The 20,272-nt window shown below is 40.4% G+C and carries 26 protein-coding genes; 22 read left to right on the forward strand and 4 right to left on the reverse strand.

All coding sequences use genetic code 11. The annotated features are described in order from the left end of the window. Positions 1-111: 111 nt before the first annotated feature. The 4 genes from I6F44_RS12945 to I6F44_RS12960 all read left to right on the forward strand — a co-directional run bounded on the left by I6F44_RS12945 (position 112) and on the right by I6F44_RS12960 (position 5,408). A complete protein-coding gene (locus I6F44_RS12945; RefSeq protein WP_197173912.1) occupies positions 112-993 on the forward strand; it encodes an ABC transporter ATP-binding protein in 882 nt (293 codons plus the stop codon). A 9-nt stretch (positions 994-1,002) separates the two neighbouring features. Further along, positions 1,003-4,581, forward strand: coding sequence for an ABC transporter permease/M1 family aminopeptidase (locus tag I6F44_RS12950; protein WP_197173913.1), 3,579 nt, complete (start codon positions 1,003-1,005; stop codon positions 4,579-4,581). Positions 4,582-4,764: 183 nt separating this feature from the next. Beyond that, positions 4,765-5,076, forward strand: coding sequence for a Bor family protein (locus I6F44_RS12955; protein WP_101163388.1), 312 nt, complete (start codon positions 4,765-4,767; stop codon positions 5,074-5,076). Then, positions 5,073-5,408 (forward strand): Bor/Iss family lipoprotein, encoded by a 336-nt coding sequence (locus I6F44_RS12960; protein WP_197173914.1) that lies wholly within the window; start codon positions 5,073-5,075, stop codon positions 5,406-5,408. The genes I6F44_RS12955 and I6F44_RS12960 overlap by 4 nt, the downstream gene beginning before the upstream one ends. A 54-nt stretch (positions 5,409-5,462) precedes the next feature. On the opposite strand, the gene I6F44_RS12965 is transcribed toward I6F44_RS12960, so the two are convergent. The 4 genes from I6F44_RS12965 to I6F44_RS12980 all read right to left on the reverse strand — a co-directional run bounded on the left by I6F44_RS12965 (position 5,463) and on the right by I6F44_RS12980 (position 8,386). Next, entirely contained in the window at positions 5,463-6,149 is a 687-nt protein-coding gene (locus tag I6F44_RS12965; protein WP_024591363.1) for a TorF family putative porin, read from the reverse strand. Between the two features lie 277 nt (positions 6,150-6,426). Further along, on the reverse strand, positions 6,427-7,590 hold the full coding sequence (locus tag I6F44_RS12970) for a hypothetical protein (protein WP_024591362.1): 1,164 nt from the start codon (positions 7,588-7,590) through the stop codon (positions 6,427-6,429). 155 nt (positions 7,591-7,745) lie between these two features. Beyond that, positions 7,746-7,946: a helix-turn-helix transcriptional regulator gene (locus I6F44_RS12975; RefSeq protein WP_024591361.1), complete on the reverse strand. Its 201-nt coding sequence runs from the start codon at positions 7,944-7,946 to the stop codon at positions 7,746-7,748. Between the two features lie 8 nt (positions 7,947-7,954). After that, positions 7,955-8,386, reverse strand: coding sequence for a hypothetical protein (locus I6F44_RS12980; RefSeq protein WP_197173915.1), 432 nt, complete (start codon positions 8,384-8,386; stop codon positions 7,955-7,957). Positions 8,387-8,619: 233 nt separating this feature from the next. Between I6F44_RS12980 and I6F44_RS12985 the strand changes: the two genes are divergently transcribed. The 18 genes from I6F44_RS12985 to rplQ all read left to right on the forward strand — a co-directional run bounded on the left by I6F44_RS12985 (position 8,620) and on the right by rplQ (position 19,339). After that, a complete protein-coding gene (locus I6F44_RS12985) occupies positions 8,620-10,590 on the forward strand; it encodes an AsmA family protein (RefSeq protein ID WP_197173917.1) in 1,971 nt (656 codons plus the stop codon). Between the two features lie 273 nt (positions 10,591-10,863). Then, positions 10,864-11,232: a 50S ribosomal protein L14 gene (rplN, locus tag I6F44_RS12990; protein ID WP_002959498.1), complete on the forward strand. Its 369-nt coding sequence runs from the start codon at positions 10,864-10,866 to the stop codon at positions 11,230-11,232. Positions 11,233-11,242: 10 nt separating this feature from the next. Further along, on the forward strand, positions 11,243-11,557 hold the full coding sequence (gene rplX / locus I6F44_RS12995; RefSeq protein ID WP_002959496.1) for a 50S ribosomal protein L24: 315 nt from the start codon (positions 11,243-11,245) through the stop codon (positions 11,555-11,557). A 16-nt stretch (positions 11,558-11,573) separates the two neighbouring features. Further along, a complete protein-coding gene (gene rplE, locus I6F44_RS13000; RefSeq protein WP_010554915.1) occupies positions 11,574-12,113 on the forward strand; it encodes a 50S ribosomal protein L5 in 540 nt (179 codons plus the stop codon). Positions 12,114-12,123: 10 nt separating this feature from the next. Further along, positions 12,124-12,429, forward strand: coding sequence for a 30S ribosomal protein S14 (gene rpsN, locus I6F44_RS13005; RefSeq protein WP_010554914.1), 306 nt, complete (start codon positions 12,124-12,126; stop codon positions 12,427-12,429). Positions 12,430-12,450: 21 nt separating this feature from the next. Continuing rightward, a complete protein-coding gene (rpsH, locus tag I6F44_RS13010; RefSeq protein ID WP_007584660.1) occupies positions 12,451-12,843 on the forward strand; it encodes a 30S ribosomal protein S8 in 393 nt (130 codons plus the stop codon). Between the two features lie 13 nt (positions 12,844-12,856). Continuing rightward, complete coding sequence (rplF, locus tag I6F44_RS13015; protein WP_197173918.1) at positions 12,857-13,390, forward strand: 50S ribosomal protein L6; 534 nt, start codon at positions 12,857-12,859, stop codon at positions 13,388-13,390. A 9-nt stretch (positions 13,391-13,399) separates the two neighbouring features. Next, on the forward strand, positions 13,400-13,750 hold the full coding sequence (rplR, locus tag I6F44_RS13020; RefSeq protein WP_002959486.1) for a 50S ribosomal protein L18: 351 nt from the start codon (positions 13,400-13,402) through the stop codon (positions 13,748-13,750). 9 nt (positions 13,751-13,759) lie between these two features. Beyond that, positions 13,760-14,266, forward strand: coding sequence for a 30S ribosomal protein S5 (rpsE, locus tag I6F44_RS13025; protein ID WP_002959485.1), 507 nt, complete (start codon positions 13,760-13,762; stop codon positions 14,264-14,266). Between the two features lie 2 nt (positions 14,267-14,268). Beyond that, on the forward strand, positions 14,269-14,451 hold the full coding sequence (gene rpmD, locus I6F44_RS13030; RefSeq protein ID WP_002959482.1) for a 50S ribosomal protein L30: 183 nt from the start codon (positions 14,269-14,271) through the stop codon (positions 14,449-14,451). Positions 14,452-14,455: 4 nt separating this feature from the next. Continuing rightward, a complete protein-coding gene (gene rplO, locus I6F44_RS13035; RefSeq protein WP_002959480.1) occupies positions 14,456-14,890 on the forward strand; it encodes a 50S ribosomal protein L15 in 435 nt (144 codons plus the stop codon). Between the two features lie 10 nt (positions 14,891-14,900). Further along, positions 14,901-16,229, forward strand: coding sequence for a preprotein translocase subunit SecY (gene secY, locus I6F44_RS13040; protein ID WP_007584663.1), 1,329 nt, complete (start codon positions 14,901-14,903; stop codon positions 16,227-16,229). Positions 16,230-16,251: 22 nt separating this feature from the next. Next, positions 16,252-16,365: a 50S ribosomal protein L36 gene (rpmJ, locus tag I6F44_RS13045; RefSeq protein WP_002959476.1), complete on the forward strand. Its 114-nt coding sequence runs from the start codon at positions 16,252-16,254 to the stop codon at positions 16,363-16,365. A 124-nt stretch (positions 16,366-16,489) separates the two neighbouring features. Further along, the gene (gene rpsM, locus I6F44_RS13050) at positions 16,490-16,846 is read left to right on the forward strand and encodes a 30S ribosomal protein S13 (protein ID WP_007584664.1); all 357 of its coding nucleotides are present in this window, start codon (positions 16,490-16,492) and stop codon (positions 16,844-16,846) included. A gap of 12 nt (positions 16,847-16,858) precedes the next feature. Next, entirely contained in the window at positions 16,859-17,245 is a 387-nt protein-coding gene (gene rpsK, locus I6F44_RS13055) for a 30S ribosomal protein S11 (RefSeq protein WP_002959471.1), read from the forward strand. 21 nt (positions 17,246-17,266) lie between these two features. Continuing rightward, positions 17,267-17,887, forward strand: a complete 621-nt coding sequence (rpsD, locus tag I6F44_RS13060) for a 30S ribosomal protein S4 (RefSeq protein ID WP_002959461.1) — start codon at positions 17,267-17,269, stop codon at positions 17,885-17,887. A 24-nt stretch (positions 17,888-17,911) separates the two neighbouring features. Further along, a complete protein-coding gene (locus I6F44_RS13065) occupies positions 17,912-18,898 on the forward strand; it encodes a DNA-directed RNA polymerase subunit alpha (RefSeq protein WP_002959452.1) in 987 nt (328 codons plus the stop codon). Positions 18,899-18,937: 39 nt separating this feature from the next. Beyond that, complete coding sequence (rplQ, locus tag I6F44_RS13070; protein ID WP_002959450.1) at positions 18,938-19,339, forward strand: 50S ribosomal protein L17; 402 nt, start codon at positions 18,938-18,940, stop codon at positions 19,337-19,339. The last annotated feature ends 933 nt before the right edge of the window (positions 19,340-20,272 follow it).

Below are 20,272 nucleotides of genomic sequence, written 5' to 3' on the forward strand. Positions count from 1 at the left end.
AAATTGTGTTTATTTGTTGTTACAAATTTAACCAATAAGTAACTTATGTTCCTGTTTTGCTTGTGATATAAAGCATCATAAAAATAATTACTTATACTCAAGGAAGTAAAAATGCTATTAATAACAGGGTTATCTAAAACCTACGATAACGGCGTACATGCACTACAAGGTGTTGATTTATCTATCGGTAAAGGGATGTTTGGATTACTTGGGCCAAATGGCGCAGGTAAATCATCGCTTATGCGTACCATTGCAACGCTGCAGTCGGCTGATTCAGGTTCAATTACTTTTGATGGCATTGATGTATTTAAAGACCCACAAGCTTTGCGTCAGCGTTTAGGTTACTTACCACAAGATTTTGGTGTGTACCCGCGTGTTAGTGCCTACGATTTGCTAGATCATATGGCTGTTTTAAAGGGGATTCATAATAAAGCCGAGCGTAAAGAGTCGGTTGAAGGATTACTTGCACACACTAATTTATATCAACATCGCTCAAAAGCGGTAAGTGGCTTTTCGGGCGGTATGCGCCAGCGTTTTGGTATTGCACAGGCATTACTGGGCGACCCTGATTTACTAATAGTTGATGAGCCAACAGCGGGGCTAGACCCAGAGGAACGTAATCGTTTCCATAACTTATTAGTAAGCTTAGGCGAGCAAAAAGTAGTTATATTATCGACCCATATCGTTGAAGATGTTGCAGAGCTTTGCCCAAATATGGCGGTGTTGGCTGGCGGTAAGATTTTACTAGAAGGTAACCCAATAGCGCTTACCGATAAGCTCCAAGGACAAATTTGGCGCAAAGCCATGAGCCAAGAAGAAGCGCAAGAACTTGAGCCACAATTACCGGTTATTTCTAAGCGCCTATTTGCAGGGAAAACAATTTTACATGTAATAGCAGAGCAAGCCCCACAAGGGTTTGAAGCAAGTAATGCAAATTTAGAAGATGTGTATTTTTCTACTCTGCTTAATCATCGTAACAGCCAAGTAGCATAAGGAGGCGTTATGTTTTTTAATATGCTCGCGTTTGAGCTGCGTTATTTCGCGCGTCAGCCTTCGTTTTATGTGACCTCATTAATCTTCTTTTTTATGGCGTTTTTTATAAGCTCTAGTAGTAAGTTCCCGTTAGGTGGGGCGAATGTTCATATGAACTCGCCTTTCTCTATTATGCTTTTAACCGTTACATTTTGTACACTCGCTATGTTTTTAGTGGTTAACTTTGTTGCCAGCTCTGCTATTCGCAACAGTGAAAGCAAAATGGATGAGCTGGTTTTTAGTAAGCCTGTTAATCCTGTGCCTTATCAAGCAGGGCGTTTTTTTGGTTCTTACTTAGTTGTACTTATTGTGTTTTTAAGCGTGCCATTGGGTGTGTTTTTAGGGTCGCAATTTGGTTTATTAGTTGGCTGGCTCGATGGCGAATTGATTGGTCCTAATAAGCTAATGTACTACGCTGCGCCTTATCTTTATTTAGCAGTGCCAAGTTTACTGGTGCTTTCGGCTATTTTTAATAGTGTAGCGGTCTATTTTAAAACCATGATGTCGGTGTATGTAGCAGCTGTTGTGATTTTTATAGCCTATCAAATTGCCGGCGTTTACTTTGATGATTTAGCATTTAGAAATATTGTTGTTTACGCCGACCCATTTGGCTCTGGTTCGTTAATTGATTTAACACGTTATTGGACTGTAAATGATAAAAACACAGAAGTGCTAACGCTCACAGGTGACCTTTTAGTTAACCGTATATTGTGGGTGGCAATCAGTGTTGCAATGTTTTTTGGCCTTGGAAAGCTAAGCAATCGCATAGTAACTAAAAAACAGAAGAAGCAATTTAAAGTCTCTGCTTTTGTACAAAATAAACAAGCTGCACTTATCAATAGTGCTAAAAATTATAAATCAGCGGGGGTTAGTACTAAATCTCAGCTAATAATGCGCAGTATATTCGAACTTAAACAAGTTATATTTAGTGCTCCTTTTATGATTTTAGCGGGTGTAAGCATTGTAACGCTTATGATCCCTCTGTTTGCGCCTATTGGTGCTTATGGCACTACTAACTGGCCTTTAACTCAGAATATGGTAAATGTTATTAGTGGTATTTCCGGTTTATTTTTGTTTGTTATTATCGCTTTTTATAGTGCTGAGCTTGTGTGGCGAGAGCGACAAAGTGGCATGGGCGATATTGTTGACAGCTTTCCTGTACATAACAGTGTTTTTTGGGTGTCAAAAATACTGGCTTTAATCGCCGCTATTTCTGGGTTGTTCCTCGTGGGAATGATACTCACAATTACAGTTCAGTTATTTAAAGGTCAATTTAATTTAGAGCTAGGACAGTATTTATTTAGGATTGTTTATTTATCGATTTTACCGTTAATTATGCTGACGGTACTCGCCTTCTTTTTACAAATTATTAGCCCGAATAAATATGTAGGAATGGGCTTGTTTATTTTGTATTACATAGCGCAAAAAGTGATGGGTTCTTATGGGTTTGAGCACCATATGTATCACTTTTCGCAAAGCAGTAGCGTACCGTATTCTGATATAAATGGTTATGGGCACTTTTTACAAGGCGCGCATTGGTACACATTGTATTGGGGTGCGTTAAGTCTTGTTTTAGCGATTGTTGGGTTTGCGTTATGGCATCGTGGTCCTTCACAAACGCTGCGCACACGCCTGTCTATGCTTCGTTATAATATGTCGTTAAAAGGGCAAGCGGTTGCGGTTATTAGTGCATTAGTGTTTGTTGGTGCAGGCTACAATATTTATAACAACACAAGAGTTTTGAACGAGTTTACTACGAGCGATGAGTTTCAAGACAAGCAAATAAGTTATGAGCAGCAGTTTGCACAATACAAAGACTTAGCACTACCTATGGTGACCGATGTTGACTTAACTGTTGATATTTATCCAAAAAAGCGTGCTTTAAGTGCTGTGGCAAAAATTAAATTTACTAATACCTCTAACGAGCCAATTACGCGAGTGTTAATAAGCTCACCTCAACACGCTAAAAGTTGGGATGTAGCCATGGCAGGCGGTAAGATAGTTGAAAAATTACCAGCGCTTTATTCAGCATGGTTTGAGTTTGATCAACCGCTTATGCCAAACGAAATAAGAGAAGGGCAACTGTCGGTTACTCGCGATCACAAAGGCTTTACTGATCAAGGTTCTGATACACAATTAGTTGCCAATGGTACTTTTATTAATAACTTGGAACTCCTCCCTAGCTTTGGTTATAGCCGTGGTTTACAGGTAGCTGATAAATTTGAACGCCGTAAGCATGATTTACCAGAACTTGAACGTGCCCATAAGCTAGAAGACAGTCAGTACTATACACAAAGTGATTTTGGTGCAGCTAATGGGTTTATTAACTTTAAGGCAACGGTAACAACCGACGAGTCGCAATTTGCTATTACCCCAGGGTATTTACAAAGTGAAAGTGTAAAAGACGGGCGCCGCACTTTTGTTTATGAAATGGATGCGCCTATTTTAAACTTTTATGCGGTGCTTTCGGCAGAGCTTGAAAGTAAAAAGGTTGAGCATAATGGGGTAAATATTGAGGTGTATTACCACAAAGATCATGCATGGAATATTGACCGTATGATTGAGTCAGTACAAGACTCGATAGATTACTTTACACAAGCATTTGGGCCGTATCAGCATAAACAGCTACGTATAATTGAATTTCCTAAGTATCGCTCGTTTGCACAAAGTTTTGCCAATACAGTCCCTTACTCAGAAAGCATGGGGTTTATTACAGACTTAAGAGATGAGAGTAAAGTTGACTACCCTTACTATGTTACCGCACATGAAGTAGCGCACCAGTGGTGGGGGCATCAAGTGTCGGGAGCAAATGTTGAGGGGAGCGCAGTTATGTCAGAAACGCTTTCACAATACAGTGCGCTTATGGTGCTCGAAAAACGCTTTGGCGCAGAGAAGCTACGTAAGTTTTTAAAATATGAGCTTGATAGGTACTTAATAGGGCGTACAGGGGAAGCCTTTGAAGAAATGCCACTATACAAAACGCAGTCTCAACAATATCTTCATTACAATAAAGGATCTGTGGTAATGATGGCGATTTATGATCGTTTAGGTGAAAAACGTTTAAATGATGCACTCAAATCATTTTTAAATGAATTTCAGTACCAATCAACACCATACCCAACTACGCTTGATTTACTTAGCTATTTAAAACAAGACGCAACGCAAGCTGAACAAAGCTTTATTGACGATCAGTTTAAATATATCACCTTGTATGAGCTTGAGATGAAAGATGTTTCAGTTACAGATAGCGTTGATAGTGATGGCTTTTATAGCGTTACGCTAAACATTGAAGCCATTAAACAGCGTGCGGATGGCGAAGGTGAAGAAACTGAACAGCCGCTCGATGAGCTAATTTATATTGCATTATTTAGCGACGACCCTGAAAACTTACTAGCTGAAGACTTTGTTATTTACTCGCAAAAGCATCAAATAGTGTCTGGTACCAATACTATTGAGCTAAAAGTAAAAGAAAAACCATTATTTGCGGGGGTAGATCCTTACATTAAGCTGGTCGACAAAGACAGTAAAAATAATTTAGCTAAATTCTAACGTCTATTTATTTACTAACCACTTAAGTTGACTACTTTAAGGGCCGCATTTATGCGGCCTTTATGTGTAATAAACTGTATAAAACTTCATAGCGTTTCTACATATTCCCCACAGCTTTTTACGCTAATATTTTATGTTCTCTTATAAAGTTACCTTACTGGTATTTAGTTTATAAGGAAGAGTATGAAACCATTAATTATAGGGGCGATAGCATTAAGCCTCAGTGCTTGTTCTGCGGTAACCATTCAGCCACAGGCAACAGCAAAAATAACGAGCCAAGCTAATTTCGAAGATAGCCGCCCATTTTATTTATGGGGATTAGTGGGTGAGCAGCGGGTAGACGTAAAACAAATATGTTCAAATACACCGGTTATTCAAATGCAGTCACAACAAACGTTTAGTGATGGAGCGCTGAGTTTAATTACGCTTGGAATATACTCGCCCCATACCATTAAAGTGTGGTGCCAAGAGCAAATACTAGGGGAGACATTATGAACATCAAACTATTTGCAGCCGGCTGCACATTGATTATTTTAACGGGGTGTACAAATATTTACTTTGATAACGGTATACAGAGCAAAGTAAGCAATAAAACGCTAAAAAGCTCACAGTGGCATCATAATTTTGCACTTGCGTTGTACGAGGGATCAGAGCCGTTAGATTTAACAACACATTGCCCACAAGGGGAGTGGCAAAGCGTTCATACGTATAAATCGTTTACTAATGGTTTAGCTGAGGTGGTTGTGAATCAAATCGGCCCAGCTTGGTACCCTAAAACAGTCGAAGTACAATGTAATAAGGTACCCTTTAAAGCAAAACAGCTATAAAACGAGAAAAGGGCCAAAAGGCCCTTCGTGTTGCAGCAAGTAACACATTCTTTCTTATAAATTAAAGTCTACAGAATAAGCAACGTAAGCTTTAATATCTGAATCATCCATATCTGTATCAGACAAACCAAAAGTAAAACCGTCTTTCGAAATTGATACACCGTAATCTAGAATATTGTCATCGCCAATAAAATCACCAGAGTAATGGCCTAAGTGAAGTGCCATTTCAGTGCCGTTACTGCCAACAGCAAAACCGTAGTCAGCTGTGAGGTAAAGTGAATCACCAAAGTCTGTACCATCACCACTTGCAGCTGATGTTGCAAGTACTGAAGCACCAAAGGTAAAGCCTTCAACACTAATGCTACCGTAAATTTCAGAGAAATCTGCGTCTGCTTCAGAAGCTGCGTCTGGGTAAGCGTAATAAATATAACCAACATCGTAGCTAACACTTTCGTTAATATCGCCACCAAAGCCTGCATATAAGTCAAGCTCATAGGTCATTTCATCGGCCCACGATGCATTTGAAGCCCAAGTACCTGCATAAAAGCCCGATTCATTGGCGTAATCAATACCGCCTGAAATAGCTGCATCGCCCCCAGTTTGCTCTTGACCACGCCATAAGTAGTTTGATGTTGCCGCTGCATTAGCAGTTACTTCAGCATGTACGGCTGTTGACGTTAAAGATGTTGCGCCCATTAATGCTATAGCACTGATAGCGATGGTTTTTTTTAGTTTTAGCATGTCCATTTCCCGTTATATGATTTTTGCTCGTCAAGGTTTTTATTATGTAATCGGAACCTTTAGGCTGACGGCTTTTTATTGTTTAACTAACGGGATAATTGCACTGTATGTGCCAGCTTCATTATTTTTTATTAAAAATTATTTTTTATTTATTAAAAACATGAGCTTGAATTTTATGAATAGGATGGGGATATAACATGAAGGAAGATGTTGCGCACATTGCTGGTGCATAAATTAACCTAGCCGCACCATAAAAGTACGGCTAAATTAGAAGATTTTAACCGAATATAGTGCGCATAAGGCTAATTGTTTCGTTTACGCTGCGACCTTTTTGTACTTCACTCACAATTGAATCACGTTTACTGCGAATATGCTCAGGAATATCGTCAGCAGCAAGTGCACGGTCTACTAGAATTTCTGCAGACTCTTTACCTCTACGCTGAGTTTTACCTGTTGTAGTTGTAGTACGTTTAGGCTTGGTTAGCAGTTTAATGTAGTTAGAGTTATCTGGTGTTTTAGCATCAGCGTAGTGAAAGAAACATGGAATTAATGCTTTAATAGCAACCAATTGTTCTTCTAACTCATTACTAGGTTTAGCCATTTTGTACCATGACATAGCTTGAATACCTTTTACGATATCTTGCCAGTAACGCTCAAAATCACTATTTTTAAGTTTAGAAACACCAAGGGCACCACATAATGCATCTAATCGATTATTTGTAATCGGAGTAAATAAATCAGGGCGACGCATTGCAAGCAGTCGTGTTGCAGGCGCAAGTGTTGGTTTTTCGTTGTTGTCGGTGAATATTTTTGAATAAGCAGCAACAAATTGTTGATATTCGTATTGAGTAATATCACCTTCAAGTGGAATATTCACTAGTGCATCGTCAAAAGCACCTGGTAAATCACCAAGCATTTGATGGAAGCTCTTTGCACTCTTTGTAGATGCAAACCATTCAACGTCAAAGTTGTATGTGCTTGGATCAAGTGATGCCATGTGCTTACCGCTAAACGCAAGTAAGTCTTCAGGAATCATATCTTTAAGAGACTGTTCACGAATGCTTTTGATGTAGTCTACCAAACGAAGCTGTTCATCAAGTGCAATAACATCTTTGTGTTGTTCTACAAATACACTTACAACAGGCCACGGAGCAATACGTAAAGTTTTAACCTGTAAAAAGCTGATAGCTGAAATAAGCTGATCGTGTAGCTTCTTAAGTACTGGTAACTGCTGTGGCTCTAGTAAATCGTAGTTCATACGATCTCTGCTTGCACTTAGCAATTCGTAACACCAAGGTAAAAAATCATCAGGGTGGTTTTCTACTTTCACGGCCATAAGGTTAAGGCTTAACTCTGAAGATTGCTTCAGAATGTTCTGATAGATTTGATTTTCTTGTTCGCCTAGCGTCATTTTTGACGGTGAAATTAGCAGTTTTTTCATGCCTTGTAGAATCTCCGGTTTAGATATATATTTTTTTGCTGGTCTATTTTAGCGCAATTACGCTAATAACAACAGCGCTGTCCTCCATACGTTGCAATTGAAGTGACTAAATCAGTATTTTTGCTAATAAAATGAGACTAATGCTTTAACATGTATCAATCATTTTCATCCAGTACAAAGAGACTTTCGACTGAGGTATTAAAATGCTTTGCTATTTTTAGAGCAATTATTACCGACGGCGTAAACCGGTTTGTTTCTACGGTACTTATTGTTTTGCGCGACACGTTAATAGCATCAGCAAGTTCTTGCTGTGAAAGCCCGGCTTCTTTTCGATACTTTGCTATGTTATTTTGCATTTCCTCTCCTAATCACGATTTTGCCAAAGCAATGAAGCGCCATATACCAAGAGCATGATACCTAGGTAGAATATTGCCATAGTTGCATGCGAGACCTCGCTAGCTATTTCATCACCTTTATAAAAAACTCCAAGAAGGCAAAATACAAATGCAAAACTTAAATGTTTATAGGCATTAGTATCAATGGTGTTTAGAAACTCATCTTTATAAGCGTATTGAAAATACATTTTTAACGGAAAGCCCCCTTTAATGAGGTAAATAATCACTGTAACTACATAAAAAAAAACGCCCATTCCAACGGTTAAAAGCCCTCCAATATGTTGATCTTGTTTTATTAGTGAGTAAACACAGAGAAGTAAACAAACTATCCCTGCGCTTAAACTAATCCATATGTTTTGACCCATAAATTGTTCTTCAGTTTTAATATCCTGTTGTTTCATAGTATTCATCCTGTAATAGTATTTTATTTTTTGTAACCTCTGGGTATCAATGTAACCTTGGGGTATCACCGGGTCAATACTTATTTGTAACCTAAAGGTATCAAAATGTTTCAGGAAAGATTCATATAGAACAGGTAAAGTAGTTTTAGTGGCTTTTTTACATCAACTACAATGATTTTAAGGCTAACACTCGCTATGATAAGAACATTATTTGCACGTTTGAAAGGACGATCATGAAAACCTTACTTAAAATTGTAGGTGTAATACTTTTATTATGTATAGCACTAATTGTTGCCGCACCGTTTTTAATCCCTACTGATACTATTTTTAATAAAGTGTCACAGCAGGTAGAACAAACAACTGGGCGCACTCTTACTATTAAAGGTGATAAAACACTTAGCGTATTCCCTGCATTAAAGTTAGAACTTAACGACGTGCATTTTGCAAATATGGAATCAGGTTCGCGCGCCGATATGGCGAGTATGAAACAGCTTGCTGTACACATACCTTGGTTTTCATTATTTGGTGGTGAGTTTAAATTAGATAAGTTTGTTATAAATGAACCAAATATCCTATTAGAAACTGACAAAAATGGTAAAGCTAATTGGCAGTTGTTTGATGCAGTTGCAGAGCAACCTAAAGAGCAAAGCCAATCAGGTGAAGCGATAAAGCTCCCAGATAACTTTGATATTGAGTTAGGTGAGGTTGCTATTTATGGCGGCACATTTACTTATCTAGATGGTCTAACAGGTGCTAAGCAACAAATTAGTGATTTAGAACTCGCTATTTTACTTCCATCACTTCGTAAAACATTAGAAGTAAAAGGGGGTATTACTTATATGCAGGAGCGTTTTGAGCTTGATATAAAATTAGATACTCCTGCTAAAGCAATTGAAGGTGCTACTTTTAATGTTAAACAAACCTTAGATTCTCGTTTAGTTGATCTAACGTTCGAAGGGAGCATCGCTGGGCAAGGCCAAGATATTAAAGGTCAGTTATCACTAAGCGGTGAGTCAGTTAAAAGTATTGCAAAATGGCAAGGTGTAGAGTTAGACGCTAAAGACAATGCTTTTAACGCATTTAGTGTAAACGGTAAAATGCACCTAGCAGGTGAGAAATTTAATTTAGAAGATTTAGTTGCGACGTTAGACGCATTGGAAATAAAAGGTAAGAGTGAGCTTAACCTAGGTAAGCGTTTAGCTGTAAATGCTGATATTGATTTAGGTATGCTTGATTTAAACCCGTACTTACCTGAAGCAGTAGCAAAACAAGAAGAGCCAGTAGAGCAAAATGATAAACCTGCAGAGCCAATAGTATGGGATGACACTAAAATTGATCTAAGTGCGTTAAATTCACTAGATGCGAATGTAATTATTCGTTCAAGTGGATTAAAAGCTAACGATGTTAAGTTGGGTGCCAATCAATTTACTGTTGCTTTAAAAAATAGCGTTGCAAAACTAAGCCTAGATAGCTTTTCTGCTTATGAAGGGTCAGGTAAAGGCGTTATCAATGTAAACGCACAACAAGTACCTTATAAAATATCAACTAACTTTGACTTAGCTGGTATAGATGCACAGCCTTTACTAACGGATGCGGCAGGTTTTGACAAGCTAATGGGTAAGGGGTCTTTAAATTGGAACCTAAACACAACTGGCCAAAGTCAAAAGTCGTTTATTGGTGCACTTAACGGAAAACTTGGATTTGAGTTTGCTGATGGAGCTGTAAAAGGTGCGAATATAGCGGAGATGGTTCGTAAAGGTAAGGAACTCATTTCAGGAAACTTTGGTGCTGCGTCTGAAGGGCTGGATACCGGGTTTGAAGAATCAGAGCAAACAGATTTCTCTGCACTAACGGGAAGTTTTAACTTTACTAATGGTGTTGGTAAAAATACTGATTTATCACTTATTAGCCCACTCGTTAGAATATCAGGTGAAGGCGATGTTGATTTACCGCAAACAACAGTTAATTACCGTTTGGTTACAGGCATAGTTGGATCAATCGAAGGACAGGGGACCACTGATGACAGCACTGGTTTTAAAATACCACTACGTATAAAAGGGCCTTTCCACGATGTTGGTATAAAGCTTGATGTAGGCAATGCGCTTAAAGATGAAGCTAAGCAGAAGGTTGATGAGGCAAAAGAAAAAGCCAAAGACAAAGCAAAGGATAAGATTAAAGATAAATTAAAAGGTTTATTCGGTTAATCATCTATAGTCAAAACAAACAAGGCACTTATATAGTGCCTTGTTTGTTTTGTAACCACCTGTAAAATAGCTACATAGCCGTAATTACTCAACTTTAATAACCGTACGCTCTAAATTAATTAAAAAATAACCTATCACTACCCCCTCAATGCTGGTACAATTGCCCGCCCTTAAGAGACAACTCGTTTGTTTTTTGATTGGGATTTAATCGAAATGTCTGATTTTTAAACGAATTTTAGACACGTTGTAATTACTACACCGGAGGTCATTAACATGATCCAAATGCAAACTCAGCTGGAAGTTGCTGATAACAGCGGCGCTCGCAAAGTGCAGTGTATAAAAGTCCTTGGTGGTTCACACCGTCGCTACGCAGCGATTGGCGACATCATTAAAGTTTCTGTAAAAGAAGCTATTCCTCGCGGTAAAGTGAAGAAAGGTGATGTTAAAAACGCGGTAGTTGTGCGTACCAGAAAAGGTGTTCGCCGTCCAGATGGTTCTTTGATCCGTTTTGACAGCAACGCGGCTGTTATCTTAAATGATAACTTGCAGCCAATTGGTACACGTATTTTCGGCCCTGTGACTCGCGAACTTCGTAATGATAAGTTCATGAAAATCGTTTCACTAGCCCCAGAAGTACTGTAAGGAGCCAATCATGGCAGCAAAAATACGTCGTGATGACGAAGTAATCGTACTAGCAGGTAAAGACAAAGGTAAGCGCGGAAAAGTGCTTTCAGTTGTTACTGAATCTGGTCGAATCTTTGTCGAAGGCATAAACTTGATCAAGAAACACCAAAAGCCGGTTCCACAATTGAACCAAGCTGGCGGCATTGTTGAGAAAGAAGCATCTATGGATGCATCAAACGTTGCGATCTTCAACTCGGAAACGAGTAAAGCTGATCGTGTAGGTTTCAAGATTGAAGATGGTAAGAAATTACGTATCTTTAAATCTACTGGTAAAACTATCTAATAGTTGGAGTAGAATGATGGCGAAACTGCATGAAGTATATAAAGACAAAGTAGTTGCGGAACTTCAAGAGAAGTTTGGTTTCAGCTCTGTCATGCAAGTCCCTCAGATCGAAAAGATCACATTGAATATGGGCGTGGGCGAAGCCCTAGCTGACAAGAAGATTTTAGATAACGCAGTAGCGGATCTAGCAGCAATCTCTGGTCAGAAACCTCTAATCACTAAAGCACGCAAATCTGTTGCTGGCTTCAAAGTGCGTGAAGGTTACCCGATTGGTTGTAAAGTAACCCTACGCGGCGAGCGTATGTGGGACTTTTTTGAGCGTTTGGTATCAATCGCTATCCCACGTATTCGTGACTTCCGTGGCGTAAGTGCTAAGTCTTTTGATGGACGTGGCAACTACAGCATGGGCGTACGTGAACAAATCATCTTCCCAGAAATCGATTACGATAAAGTAGACCGTGTACGCGGTATGGATATTACTATCACTACTTCTGCGAAATCTGATGAGGAAGGCCGTGCGTTGTTAGAAGCGTTTAACTTCCCATTTAAGAAATAAGGGTAGGGTTATGGCAAAGAATTCTATGAAAGCGCGCGAAGCAAAGCGCACAAAACTAGTTGCTCAGTTCGCTGAAAAGCGCGCGGCACTAAAAGCTATCATCAGTGATGTTAACACATCTGAAGATGATCGTTGGGACGCGGTACTTAAGCTACAAGCTTTACCTCGTGATTCTAGCCCTGCACGTCAACGTAATCGTTGTAACATTACGGGCCGCCCACATGGTTTCCTTCGCAAATTCGGCATGAGCCGTATTAAAGTTCGCGAAGCAGCTATGCGCGGTGAAATTCCTGGCCTTAAAAAGGCTAGCTGGTAATAGAATCATGGGAGTAAGACTATGAGCTTGCAAGATCCTATCGCGGATTTGTTTACACGAATTCGTAACGGTCAATCAGCGAAGAAAGTATCTGTAACGATGCCAACTTCAAAGCTGAAAGTAGCATTAGCTAAAGTACTAAAAGACGAAGGTTATATCGTAGATTTCGCCGTTAACGGTGAAACTAAACCTGAGCTTTCTATCGAGTTGAAGTACTTCGAAGGCAAAGCTGTAATTGAAAATATCCAGCGTGTAAGTCGCCCTGGTCTACGTATCTATAAGAAACGTGACCAATTACCTAAGGTAATGGGTGGTCTTGGTATCGCTATCGTATCAACTTCTAAAGGCCTAATGACAGACCGCACAGCACGTAGTGCTGGTGTTGGTGGTGAAATCATTGGTTTTGTAGCTTAATCGGAGGGGAACTATGTCTCGCATAGCAAAGGCACCAATTACTGTTCCTGCCGGTGTAGAAGTTACATTAAAAGGCCAGGAAATCACAGTTAAAGGCAAAAACGGTGAACTTACTCGTACTATCAACAACGCTGTTGAATTACAAGTTAATGACAACGTTATTACTACTTTACCTCGTGATGGCGTAGCTAATGCATGGGCTCAAGCAGGTACTGCTCGCGCTCTAATCAACAACATGGTTGTTGGTACGCATGAAGGTTACGAGAAGAAACTTCAGTTAGTAGGCGTGGGTTACCGTGCTGCAGCTAAGGGTAAAACATTAGATTTAACTCTTGGCTTCTCACACCCAGTTAATTTCGCAGTTCCTGAAGGAATTACGATTGAAACTCCAAGCCAAACAGAAGTTCTAGTTAAGGGCGTAGATAAGCAGTTAGTTGGTCAAACAGCTGCTAACATTCGTGCATACCGTAAACCTGAGCCTTATAAAGGTAAGGGTGTTCGTTATTCAGATGAGAATGTACGCCGTAAAGAGGCTAAGAAGAAGTAAGGTAAGACGATGGATAAAAAAACAGCTCGTCTACGTCGTGCTAAACGCACTCGTAGAAATTATATTGAACAAGGCACAACGCGTCTTGTTATCCACCGCACGCCACGTCACATATACGCTCAAGTAGTAAATGCTGAGGGTAATGTACTGGCTGCTGCTTCTACTGTTGAAAAGGCTATTAGCGAAACAGTTAAAGGCACCGGTAACGTTGAAGCTGCGCAAGCAGTTGGCAAAGCGGTTGCTGAACGTGCGGCTGACAAAGGCATCGAAAAGATTGCTTTTGATCGCAGTGGCTTTAAATATCACGGCCGTGTGAAGGCGCTAGCTGATGCTGCGCGTGAAGCCGGTTTGCAATTCTAGGAGTAGACTATGGCTAACGTAGAAGCAAAGCAACAACAGCCTGATCTAGCTGAAAAGCTAATCGCGGTGAACCGTGTGTCTAAAGTAGTTAAAGGTGGTCGTATCTTTAGCTTTACTGCACTAACTGTAGTTGGTGATGGCGCAGGTAAAGTAGGTTTCGGTTATGGTAAAGCACGTGAAGTTCCAGCTGCTATTCAAAAAGCAATGGAAAAAGCACGTCGTAACATGATCAACGTAGACCTAAATGGCAACACATTACAGCATCCTGTTAAGGGACGTCATGCTGGCTCACTAGTGTTCATGAAACCAGCATCTGAAGGTACTGGTATCATTGCAGGTGGTGCTATGCGTGCAGTACTAGAAGTTACTGGTGTGCAGAACGTACTTTCTAAATGTTACGGTTCTACTAACCCGATCAACGTGGTACGTGCAACGATTTCGGCTCTTGAGAATATGAATTCTCCACAGTCAATCGCTGCTAAACGTGGCCTTCGCGTAGACGAAATACTGGGGTAACCATGGCAAATCAAACTGTAAAAGTAACACAAGTAAAAAGCTCTATCGGTCGTTTACCGAAACATAAAGCTACATTACGCGGTCTTGGTTTACGTCGTATCAACCACACTGTTGAGTTAGAAGACACAGCATGTGTACGTGGTATGATAAACAAGGTTTCTTACATGGTTAAGGTAGAGGGTTAATTCGATGCATTTGAATACACTTTCACCTGCTGCAGGTTCAAAAACTGCTCCAAAACGTGTTGGTCGTGGTATCGGTTCTGGTCTAGGTAAGACTGGCGGCCGTGGTCACAAAGGTCAAAAATCACGTTCTGGCGGCAAAGTACGCGTTGGTTTTGAAGGCGGTCAAATGCCTATGCAACGTCGTCTACCTAAATTTGGTTTTACTTCTCGCAAATCTTTAGTATCTGCAGAAATAAACCTTTTTGAAATCGCTAAAGTAGAAGGCGATGTGGTAGACCTAAGCGCGTTACAAGCAGCTGGTCTAGTTAAAAAGAACGTTCTTTTCGTTAAAGTTGTTAAATCTGGCGAAGTTTCACGCGCTGTTACCGTTAAAGGCCTTAAAGCCTCTAAAGGTGCTCGCGAAGCTATTGAAGCTGCCGGAGGCAAGGTAGAAGACTAAGGAAGTACTAATGGCTAAACCAGGTCAAGATACAAAAAGTGCACAAGGTGGACTTTCGGAATTGAAGCGCCGATTACTCTTCGTATTGGGTGCTATCATAATTTACCGTCTAGGTTCATTTGTGCCGATCCCTGGGATTGACGCCGCTGTACTTGCCGATTTCTTCGAGCAACAAAAGGGCACCATTGTTGAGATGTTCAACATGTTCAGTGGTGGTGCACTTGAGCGAGCTTCAGTGTTAGCACTGGGTATTATGCCGTATATCTCGGCTTCGATTATTACGCAACTATTAACGCATATGTATCCTCCGTTTATAGAGCTTAAGAAAGAAGGTGAGCAAGGGCGTAAAAAAATTAGCCAGTACACACGCTATGGCACGCTTGTGCTAGCTACTATTCAATCAATCGGTATTGCTTCTAGCTTACCGGGCATGATGGAGGGGTTAGTTGTTAACCCTGGTATGGGTTTCTATTTCACCGCAGTGGTGAGTTTAGTAACTGGTACTATGTTCCTTATGTGGTTGGGTGAACAAATAACAGAGCGCGGTATCGGTAACGGTATCTCTGTTCTAATATTTGTTGGTATTGTAGCTAACTTGCCGTCTGCTATTGGTTCGACAGTCGAAATGGCGCGCCAAGGTGATTTGAATGTTTTTGTACTGTTGATGGTTGCGGTAATCGTATTCGCTGTTACTTATCTTGTAGTGTTTTTCGAACGTGGACAACGTCGTATTGTTGTTAACTACGCTAAACGCCAACAAGGTCGTCAAGTATTTGCTGCTCAAAGCACGCATTTACCACTAAAAGTAAATATGGCGGGTGTTATTCCACCAATCTTCGCTAGCAGTATAATTCTGTTCCCTGGTACAATTGCTAGCTGGTTCGGCCAAGGTGAAGGTCCAGTCGCTGATGTATTACAAGCTGTTGCTACTACGTTGACCCCAGGTCAACCGTTGTACTCACTTGTTTTAGCTGCGGCTATTATCTTCTTCTGCTTTTTCTACACAGCGTTGGTTTTTAACCCACGTGAAACAGCAGATAACCTTAAGAAATCTGGCGCATTTATCCCAGGTATTCGTCCAGGTGAGCAGACATCTAAATACATTGATAAAGTGATGACACGCCTGACATTGGCAGGTGCTTTGTATATAACCTTTATCTGTCTGGTGCCTGAATTCATGACGATGGCGTGGCAAACGCCATTCTACTTCGGCGGTACATCAGTTTTGATTATCGTTGTAGTGATCATGGACTTTATGGCACAAGTACAGACTCACCTGATGTCTCATCAGTATGATTCTGTGCTGAAAAAAGCGAACCTTAAAGGCTACGGTCGATAAGGTCAGTTTACGGAGTTGAGCAATGAAAGTACGTGCTTCCGTTAAGAAAATATGCCGTAACTGTAAAGTTATTAAACGTGCTGGTGTAGTACGCGTAATTTGCAGTGAGCCTAAGCATAAGCAAAGGCAAGGTTAAGTAAACAGCGTGCAGGCTGAGTTTTCTCGGCCTGTGTTTTTAGTAGTAATTTGGTCTTCGTTTGAGTATCCTTACGGGCTTTTCAAACAGATGATTACCAAATTCGAATATAGGAGATGTGTTAGTGGCCCGTATTGCTGGCATTAACGTCCCTGATCATAAACATGCAGTTATTGGTTTAACAGCTATTTATGGCATAGGTAAGACTCGCTCTAAGGCTATCTTAGTAGCGACTGGTATCGCCGAAACCACAAAAATCGGTGAACTTTCAGACGAAATTCTTGACGTACTGCGTGATGCAGTTGGCAAGTACACTGTTGAAGGTGATCTTCGTCGTGAAGTTACTTTAAATATCAAGCGCCTTATGGACCTTGGTTGTTATCGTGGCCTACGTCACCGTCGCTCTTTACCACTACGTGGTCAAAGAACTAAGACTAACGCGCGCACCCGCAAGGGTCCTCGTAAGCCTATTAAGCGATAAGGGGATAGTATTATGGCTAAGACACCAATTCGTCGTAAAAAGGTTAAAAAACAAGTTGCTGATGGTATGGCTCATGTTCATGCGTCTTTCAACAACACTATTGTAACGATTACCGACCGTCAAGGTAATGCACTATCATGGGCTACTGCCGGTGGTTCAGGTTTCCGTGGTTCACGTAAATCTACACCATTTGCTGCTCAGGTTGCTGCAGAGCGTGCAGGTACTGCTGCTCAAGAATACGGTTTAAAAAATCTAGAAGTTTTCATCAAAGGTCCAGGTCCAGGTCGTGAATCTGCTGTACGTGCTTTGAATGCTGCTGGTTACCGTATTACCAACATTACTGACGTGACGCCTATACCACATAATGGTTGTCGTCCACCGAAGAAACGTCGCGTTTAACAATAGGTTAGGAGAAATAACATGGCAAGATATTTGGGCCCTAAGCTCAAGCTGAGTCGTCGTGAAGGTACTGACCTGTTCCTTAAGAGCGGCGTAAGAGCTATCGACTCTAAGTGTAAACTTGAGACTGCACCTGGTCAGCACGGCGCCCGTAAAGGTCGTTTATCTGATTACGGTTTACAATTACGTGAAAAGCAAAAAGTACGTCGTATATACGGTGTATTAGAAAAGCAATTCCGTAACTACTACAAAGAAGCTGCTCGCCTTAAAGGTAATACAGGTGAAAACTTGTTACAGCTTTTAGAGCAACGTTTAGACAATGTTGTATATCGCATGGGTTTTGCTAGCACACGTGCAGAAGCACGTCAGTTAGTAAGCCATAAAGCGATTTTAGTTAATGGTCGTGTTGTGAACATTCCTTCATACGTAATTACTCCAGAAGATACTGTTGTAATCCGTGAGAAGTCTAAGACACAAGCACGTATCATCGCTGCTCTAGAGTTGGCTGAGCAACGTGAAAAGCCGACTTGGGTTGAAGTTGACGGTAAGAAATTGGAAGGCAGCTTTAAGCGTCTACCTGAGCGTTCAGACCTGTCTGCGGACATTAATGAACAACTAATCGTCGAACTTTACTCTAAGTAAAGTTAAGAGTTAAGAGAGGATAAAATGCAGGGTTCTGTTACAGAATTTCTAAAACCAAGGTTAGTCGACATCGACGCTATCAACCCAACGCGTTCTAAAATAGTTTTAGAACCATTAGAGCGTGGCTTTGGCCATACTCTGGGTAATGCTTTACGCCGTATATTACTTTCATCTATGCCTGGATGTGCAGTAACTGAAGTTGAAATCGACGGTGTATTACATGAGTACAGCGCGAAAGAAGGCGTTCAAGAAGACATCATTGAAATACTATTAAACCTTAAAGGTTTAGCAGTAACGTTAGAAGGCAAAGATGAAGTTTTTCTGACCCTGACTAAATCTGGTGTAGGCCCTGTTACTGCGGCTGATATTCAGCACGATGGCGATGTAACAATTGCTAATCCAGATCACGTTATTTGTAATTTAACTACAAATAACAGCGAGATCAGCATGCGTATTCGTGTTGAACGTGGTCGTGGTTATGTGCCGGCATCTAGTCGTTTATCCTCTGATGACGATGAGCGTCCAATTGGTAGATTGTTGCTTGATGCATCATTTAGCCCAGTTGAACGTATTGCGTACTCGGTTGAATCAGCTCGAGTTGAGCAACGTACAGATTTAGACAAGTTAATCATTGATATGGAAACAAACGGCACTTTAGATCCAGAAGAAGCGATCCGCCGTGCGTCTACTATCTTAGCTGAGCAATTAGATGCATTCGTAGATTTACGTGATGTAACTGAGCCAGAAGAGAAAGAAGAGAAGCCAGAATTCGATCCTATTCTACTTCGTCCAGTTGATGACCTTGAATTAACAGTACGCTCAGCAAATTGTTTGAAAGCCGAGCAAATTCAATATATCGGTGATTTAGTTCAGCGCACTGAAGTTGAGCTTCTTAAAACACCTAATTTAGGTAAGAAGTCTCTAACTGAAATTAAAGACGTGCTAGCTTCACGTGGACTTTCTCTGGGCATGCGCCTAGAAAATTGGCCACCTGCAAGTTTAGCTGAATAATCTAAATCACTATATTAGTTTAGTTAGAAGGATAGGGTCATGCGCCATCGTAAGAGTGGTCGTCAATTAAACCGTAACAGTAGCCATCGTAAAGCGATGTTTAGCAATATGGCAGGTTCTTTGGTGAAACATGAAATCATCAAAACTACTTTGCCTAAAGCGAAAGAGTTACGTCGTGTAATTGAACCTTTAATCACACTGGCTAAGACTGACAGTGTAGCAAATCGCCGTTTAGCGTTTGCTCGCACGCGTGATAATGAAGTTGTTGGTAAATTATTCAGTGAAATCGGTCCACGTAACGCGGATCGTCCAGGTGGTTACACTCGTATTCTTAAGTGTGGCTTCCGTACTGGTGATAATGCACCAATGGCTTATATTGAACTAGTTGGTCGCCCAGCGACTAGCGAAGCAGTTCAAGAAGACGCACAGTCTGCAGAGTAAGTCTTAAAGAAACCTAAAAGCCGAGCCTATGCTCGGCTTTTTCTTGCCTAAAATTTGTCAAACTATATGAACCAGTAATTACCTTCTATTATGGGCAATGACTCATAGATTCTGAATTGATAAGTTGTTTTGACAGCTGCTTTAATAGCTCTACCTAATTACTCTTTATTTACCATTCATTCAAAATAGCCTATCAGATTCTAGTTAAAGATCATTTCCACTATATATTGTGATTTACAGCTATTAATAATACCGCCGCGAATTGAGCTACAATTAGAGCAATCCCTAACGAAGTTTCTACTTATAGAGCTGATTAAAAGATATAACGTGCGTACTCTTATAAATATACCGGTACTAAGAACCTCAGAGTAAAGTTAACCATTACGGCCTAAGTAAACTTCCTCCTAAAATATGTAAAACTATTATTAAACATAGGCTGATCAATTTAATTCTCAGCTTTTGATTAATTTAAATGATTATAGGAATACGACTCTTGCTCTATTGGTTGTTTTTTCCGCATCGATGATCGAAATATGTCTCTACCCGTTAGTAGTTGCCACAACTTTCATTTCAAATAGCTCTATGAACCTATTAATAATGGTAGTTTAGTTGTGTTTTTGAGCGTTTAGCTCAAATACTCAGCGAACAGCACGTTATTTCAAGTTTTCTTCAAAAAAGGGTTGATCTGTTTTCGGATCTCCCTATAATGCGCCCCACTGAGACGGGAAACGCCAACGCATAGCGAGGAGCGAACTACTCAGAGAGTTAAATAAAACTTCGGTTTTAAATCTTCTAAAAAGAAAGTTTAAAATTAAGTGTTGACTCGAAAAATAAAGGGTGTATTATTCGCATCCCTTGAGACGCTAAAGCGACTCAAAACGTTCTTTAACAATATAAAGCAATCATCTGTGTGGGCACTCGTACAGATTGAGT

Source organism: Pseudoalteromonas sp. NZS11_1 (assembly GCF_015864275.1).
Taxonomy (GTDB): Bacteria; Pseudomonadota; Gammaproteobacteria; order Enterobacterales; family Alteromonadaceae; genus Pseudoalteromonas; species Pseudoalteromonas arctica.

Excerpts from the sequence above, each read along its gene's own strand:
- I6F44_RS12985 (WP_197173917.1), top strand. The coding sequence starts at position 8,620 with ATGAAAACCTTACTTAAAATTGTAGGTGTAATACTTTTATTATGTATA.
- rplX (WP_002959496.1), top strand. The coding sequence starts at position 11,243 with ATGGCAGCAAAAATACGTCGTGATGACGAAGTAATCGTACTAGCAGGT.
- rpsK (WP_002959471.1), top strand. The coding sequence starts at position 16,859 with ATGGCTAAGACACCAATTCGTCGTAAAAAGGTTAAAAAACAAGTTGCT.
- rpmJ (WP_002959476.1), top strand. The coding sequence starts at position 16,252 with ATGAAAGTACGTGCTTCCGTTAAGAAAATATGCCGTAACTGTAAAGTT.
- I6F44_RS12975 (WP_024591361.1), bottom strand. The coding sequence starts at position 7,946 with ATGCAAAATAACATAGCAAAGTATCGAAAAGAAGCCGGGCTTTCACAG.
- I6F44_RS12960 (WP_197173914.1), top strand. The coding sequence starts at position 5,073 with ATGAACATCAAACTATTTGCAGCCGGCTGCACATTGATTATTTTAACG.
- secY (WP_007584663.1), top strand. The coding sequence starts at position 14,901 with ATGGCTAAACCAGGTCAAGATACAAAAAGTGCACAAGGTGGACTTTCG.
- I6F44_RS12980 (WP_197173915.1), bottom strand. The coding sequence starts at position 8,386 with ATGAAACAACAGGATATTAAAACTGAAGAACAATTTATGGGTCAAAAC.
- rplQ (WP_002959450.1), top strand. The coding sequence starts at position 18,938 with ATGCGCCATCGTAAGAGTGGTCGTCAATTAAACCGTAACAGTAGCCAT.
- rpsD (WP_002959461.1), top strand. The coding sequence starts at position 17,267 with ATGGCAAGATATTTGGGCCCTAAGCTCAAGCTGAGTCGTCGTGAAGGT.
- rplF (WP_197173918.1), top strand. The coding sequence starts at position 12,857 with ATGTCTCGCATAGCAAAGGCACCAATTACTGTTCCTGCCGGTGTAGAA.
- rpsN (WP_010554914.1), top strand. The coding sequence starts at position 12,124 with ATGGCAAAGAATTCTATGAAAGCGCGCGAAGCAAAGCGCACAAAACTA.
- I6F44_RS12970 (WP_024591362.1), bottom strand. The coding sequence starts at position 7,590 with ATGAAAAAACTGCTAATTTCACCGTCAAAAATGACGCTAGGCGAACAA.
- rpmD (WP_002959482.1), top strand. The coding sequence starts at position 14,269 with ATGGCAAATCAAACTGTAAAAGTAACACAAGTAAAAAGCTCTATCGGT.
- I6F44_RS12965 (WP_024591363.1), bottom strand. The coding sequence starts at position 6,149 with ATGCTAAAACTAAAAAAAACCATCGCTATCAGTGCTATAGCATTAATG.
- I6F44_RS12955 (WP_101163388.1), top strand. The coding sequence starts at position 4,765 with ATGAAACCATTAATTATAGGGGCGATAGCATTAAGCCTCAGTGCTTGT.
- I6F44_RS12950 (WP_197173913.1), top strand. The coding sequence starts at position 1,003 with ATGTTTTTTAATATGCTCGCGTTTGAGCTGCGTTATTTCGCGCGTCAG.
- I6F44_RS13065 (WP_002959452.1), top strand. The coding sequence starts at position 17,912 with ATGCAGGGTTCTGTTACAGAATTTCTAAAACCAAGGTTAGTCGACATC.
- rplO (WP_002959480.1), top strand. The coding sequence starts at position 14,456 with ATGCATTTGAATACACTTTCACCTGCTGCAGGTTCAAAAACTGCTCCA.
- rplE (WP_010554915.1), top strand. The coding sequence starts at position 11,574 with ATGGCGAAACTGCATGAAGTATATAAAGACAAAGTAGTTGCGGAACTT.
- I6F44_RS12945 (WP_197173912.1), top strand. The coding sequence starts at position 112 with ATGCTATTAATAACAGGGTTATCTAAAACCTACGATAACGGCGTACAT.
- rpsE (WP_002959485.1), top strand. The coding sequence starts at position 13,760 with ATGGCTAACGTAGAAGCAAAGCAACAACAGCCTGATCTAGCTGAAAAG.
- rpsH (WP_007584660.1), top strand. The coding sequence starts at position 12,451 with ATGAGCTTGCAAGATCCTATCGCGGATTTGTTTACACGAATTCGTAAC.
- rplN (WP_002959498.1), top strand. The coding sequence starts at position 10,864 with ATGATCCAAATGCAAACTCAGCTGGAAGTTGCTGATAACAGCGGCGCT.
- rplR (WP_002959486.1), top strand. The coding sequence starts at position 13,400 with ATGGATAAAAAAACAGCTCGTCTACGTCGTGCTAAACGCACTCGTAGA.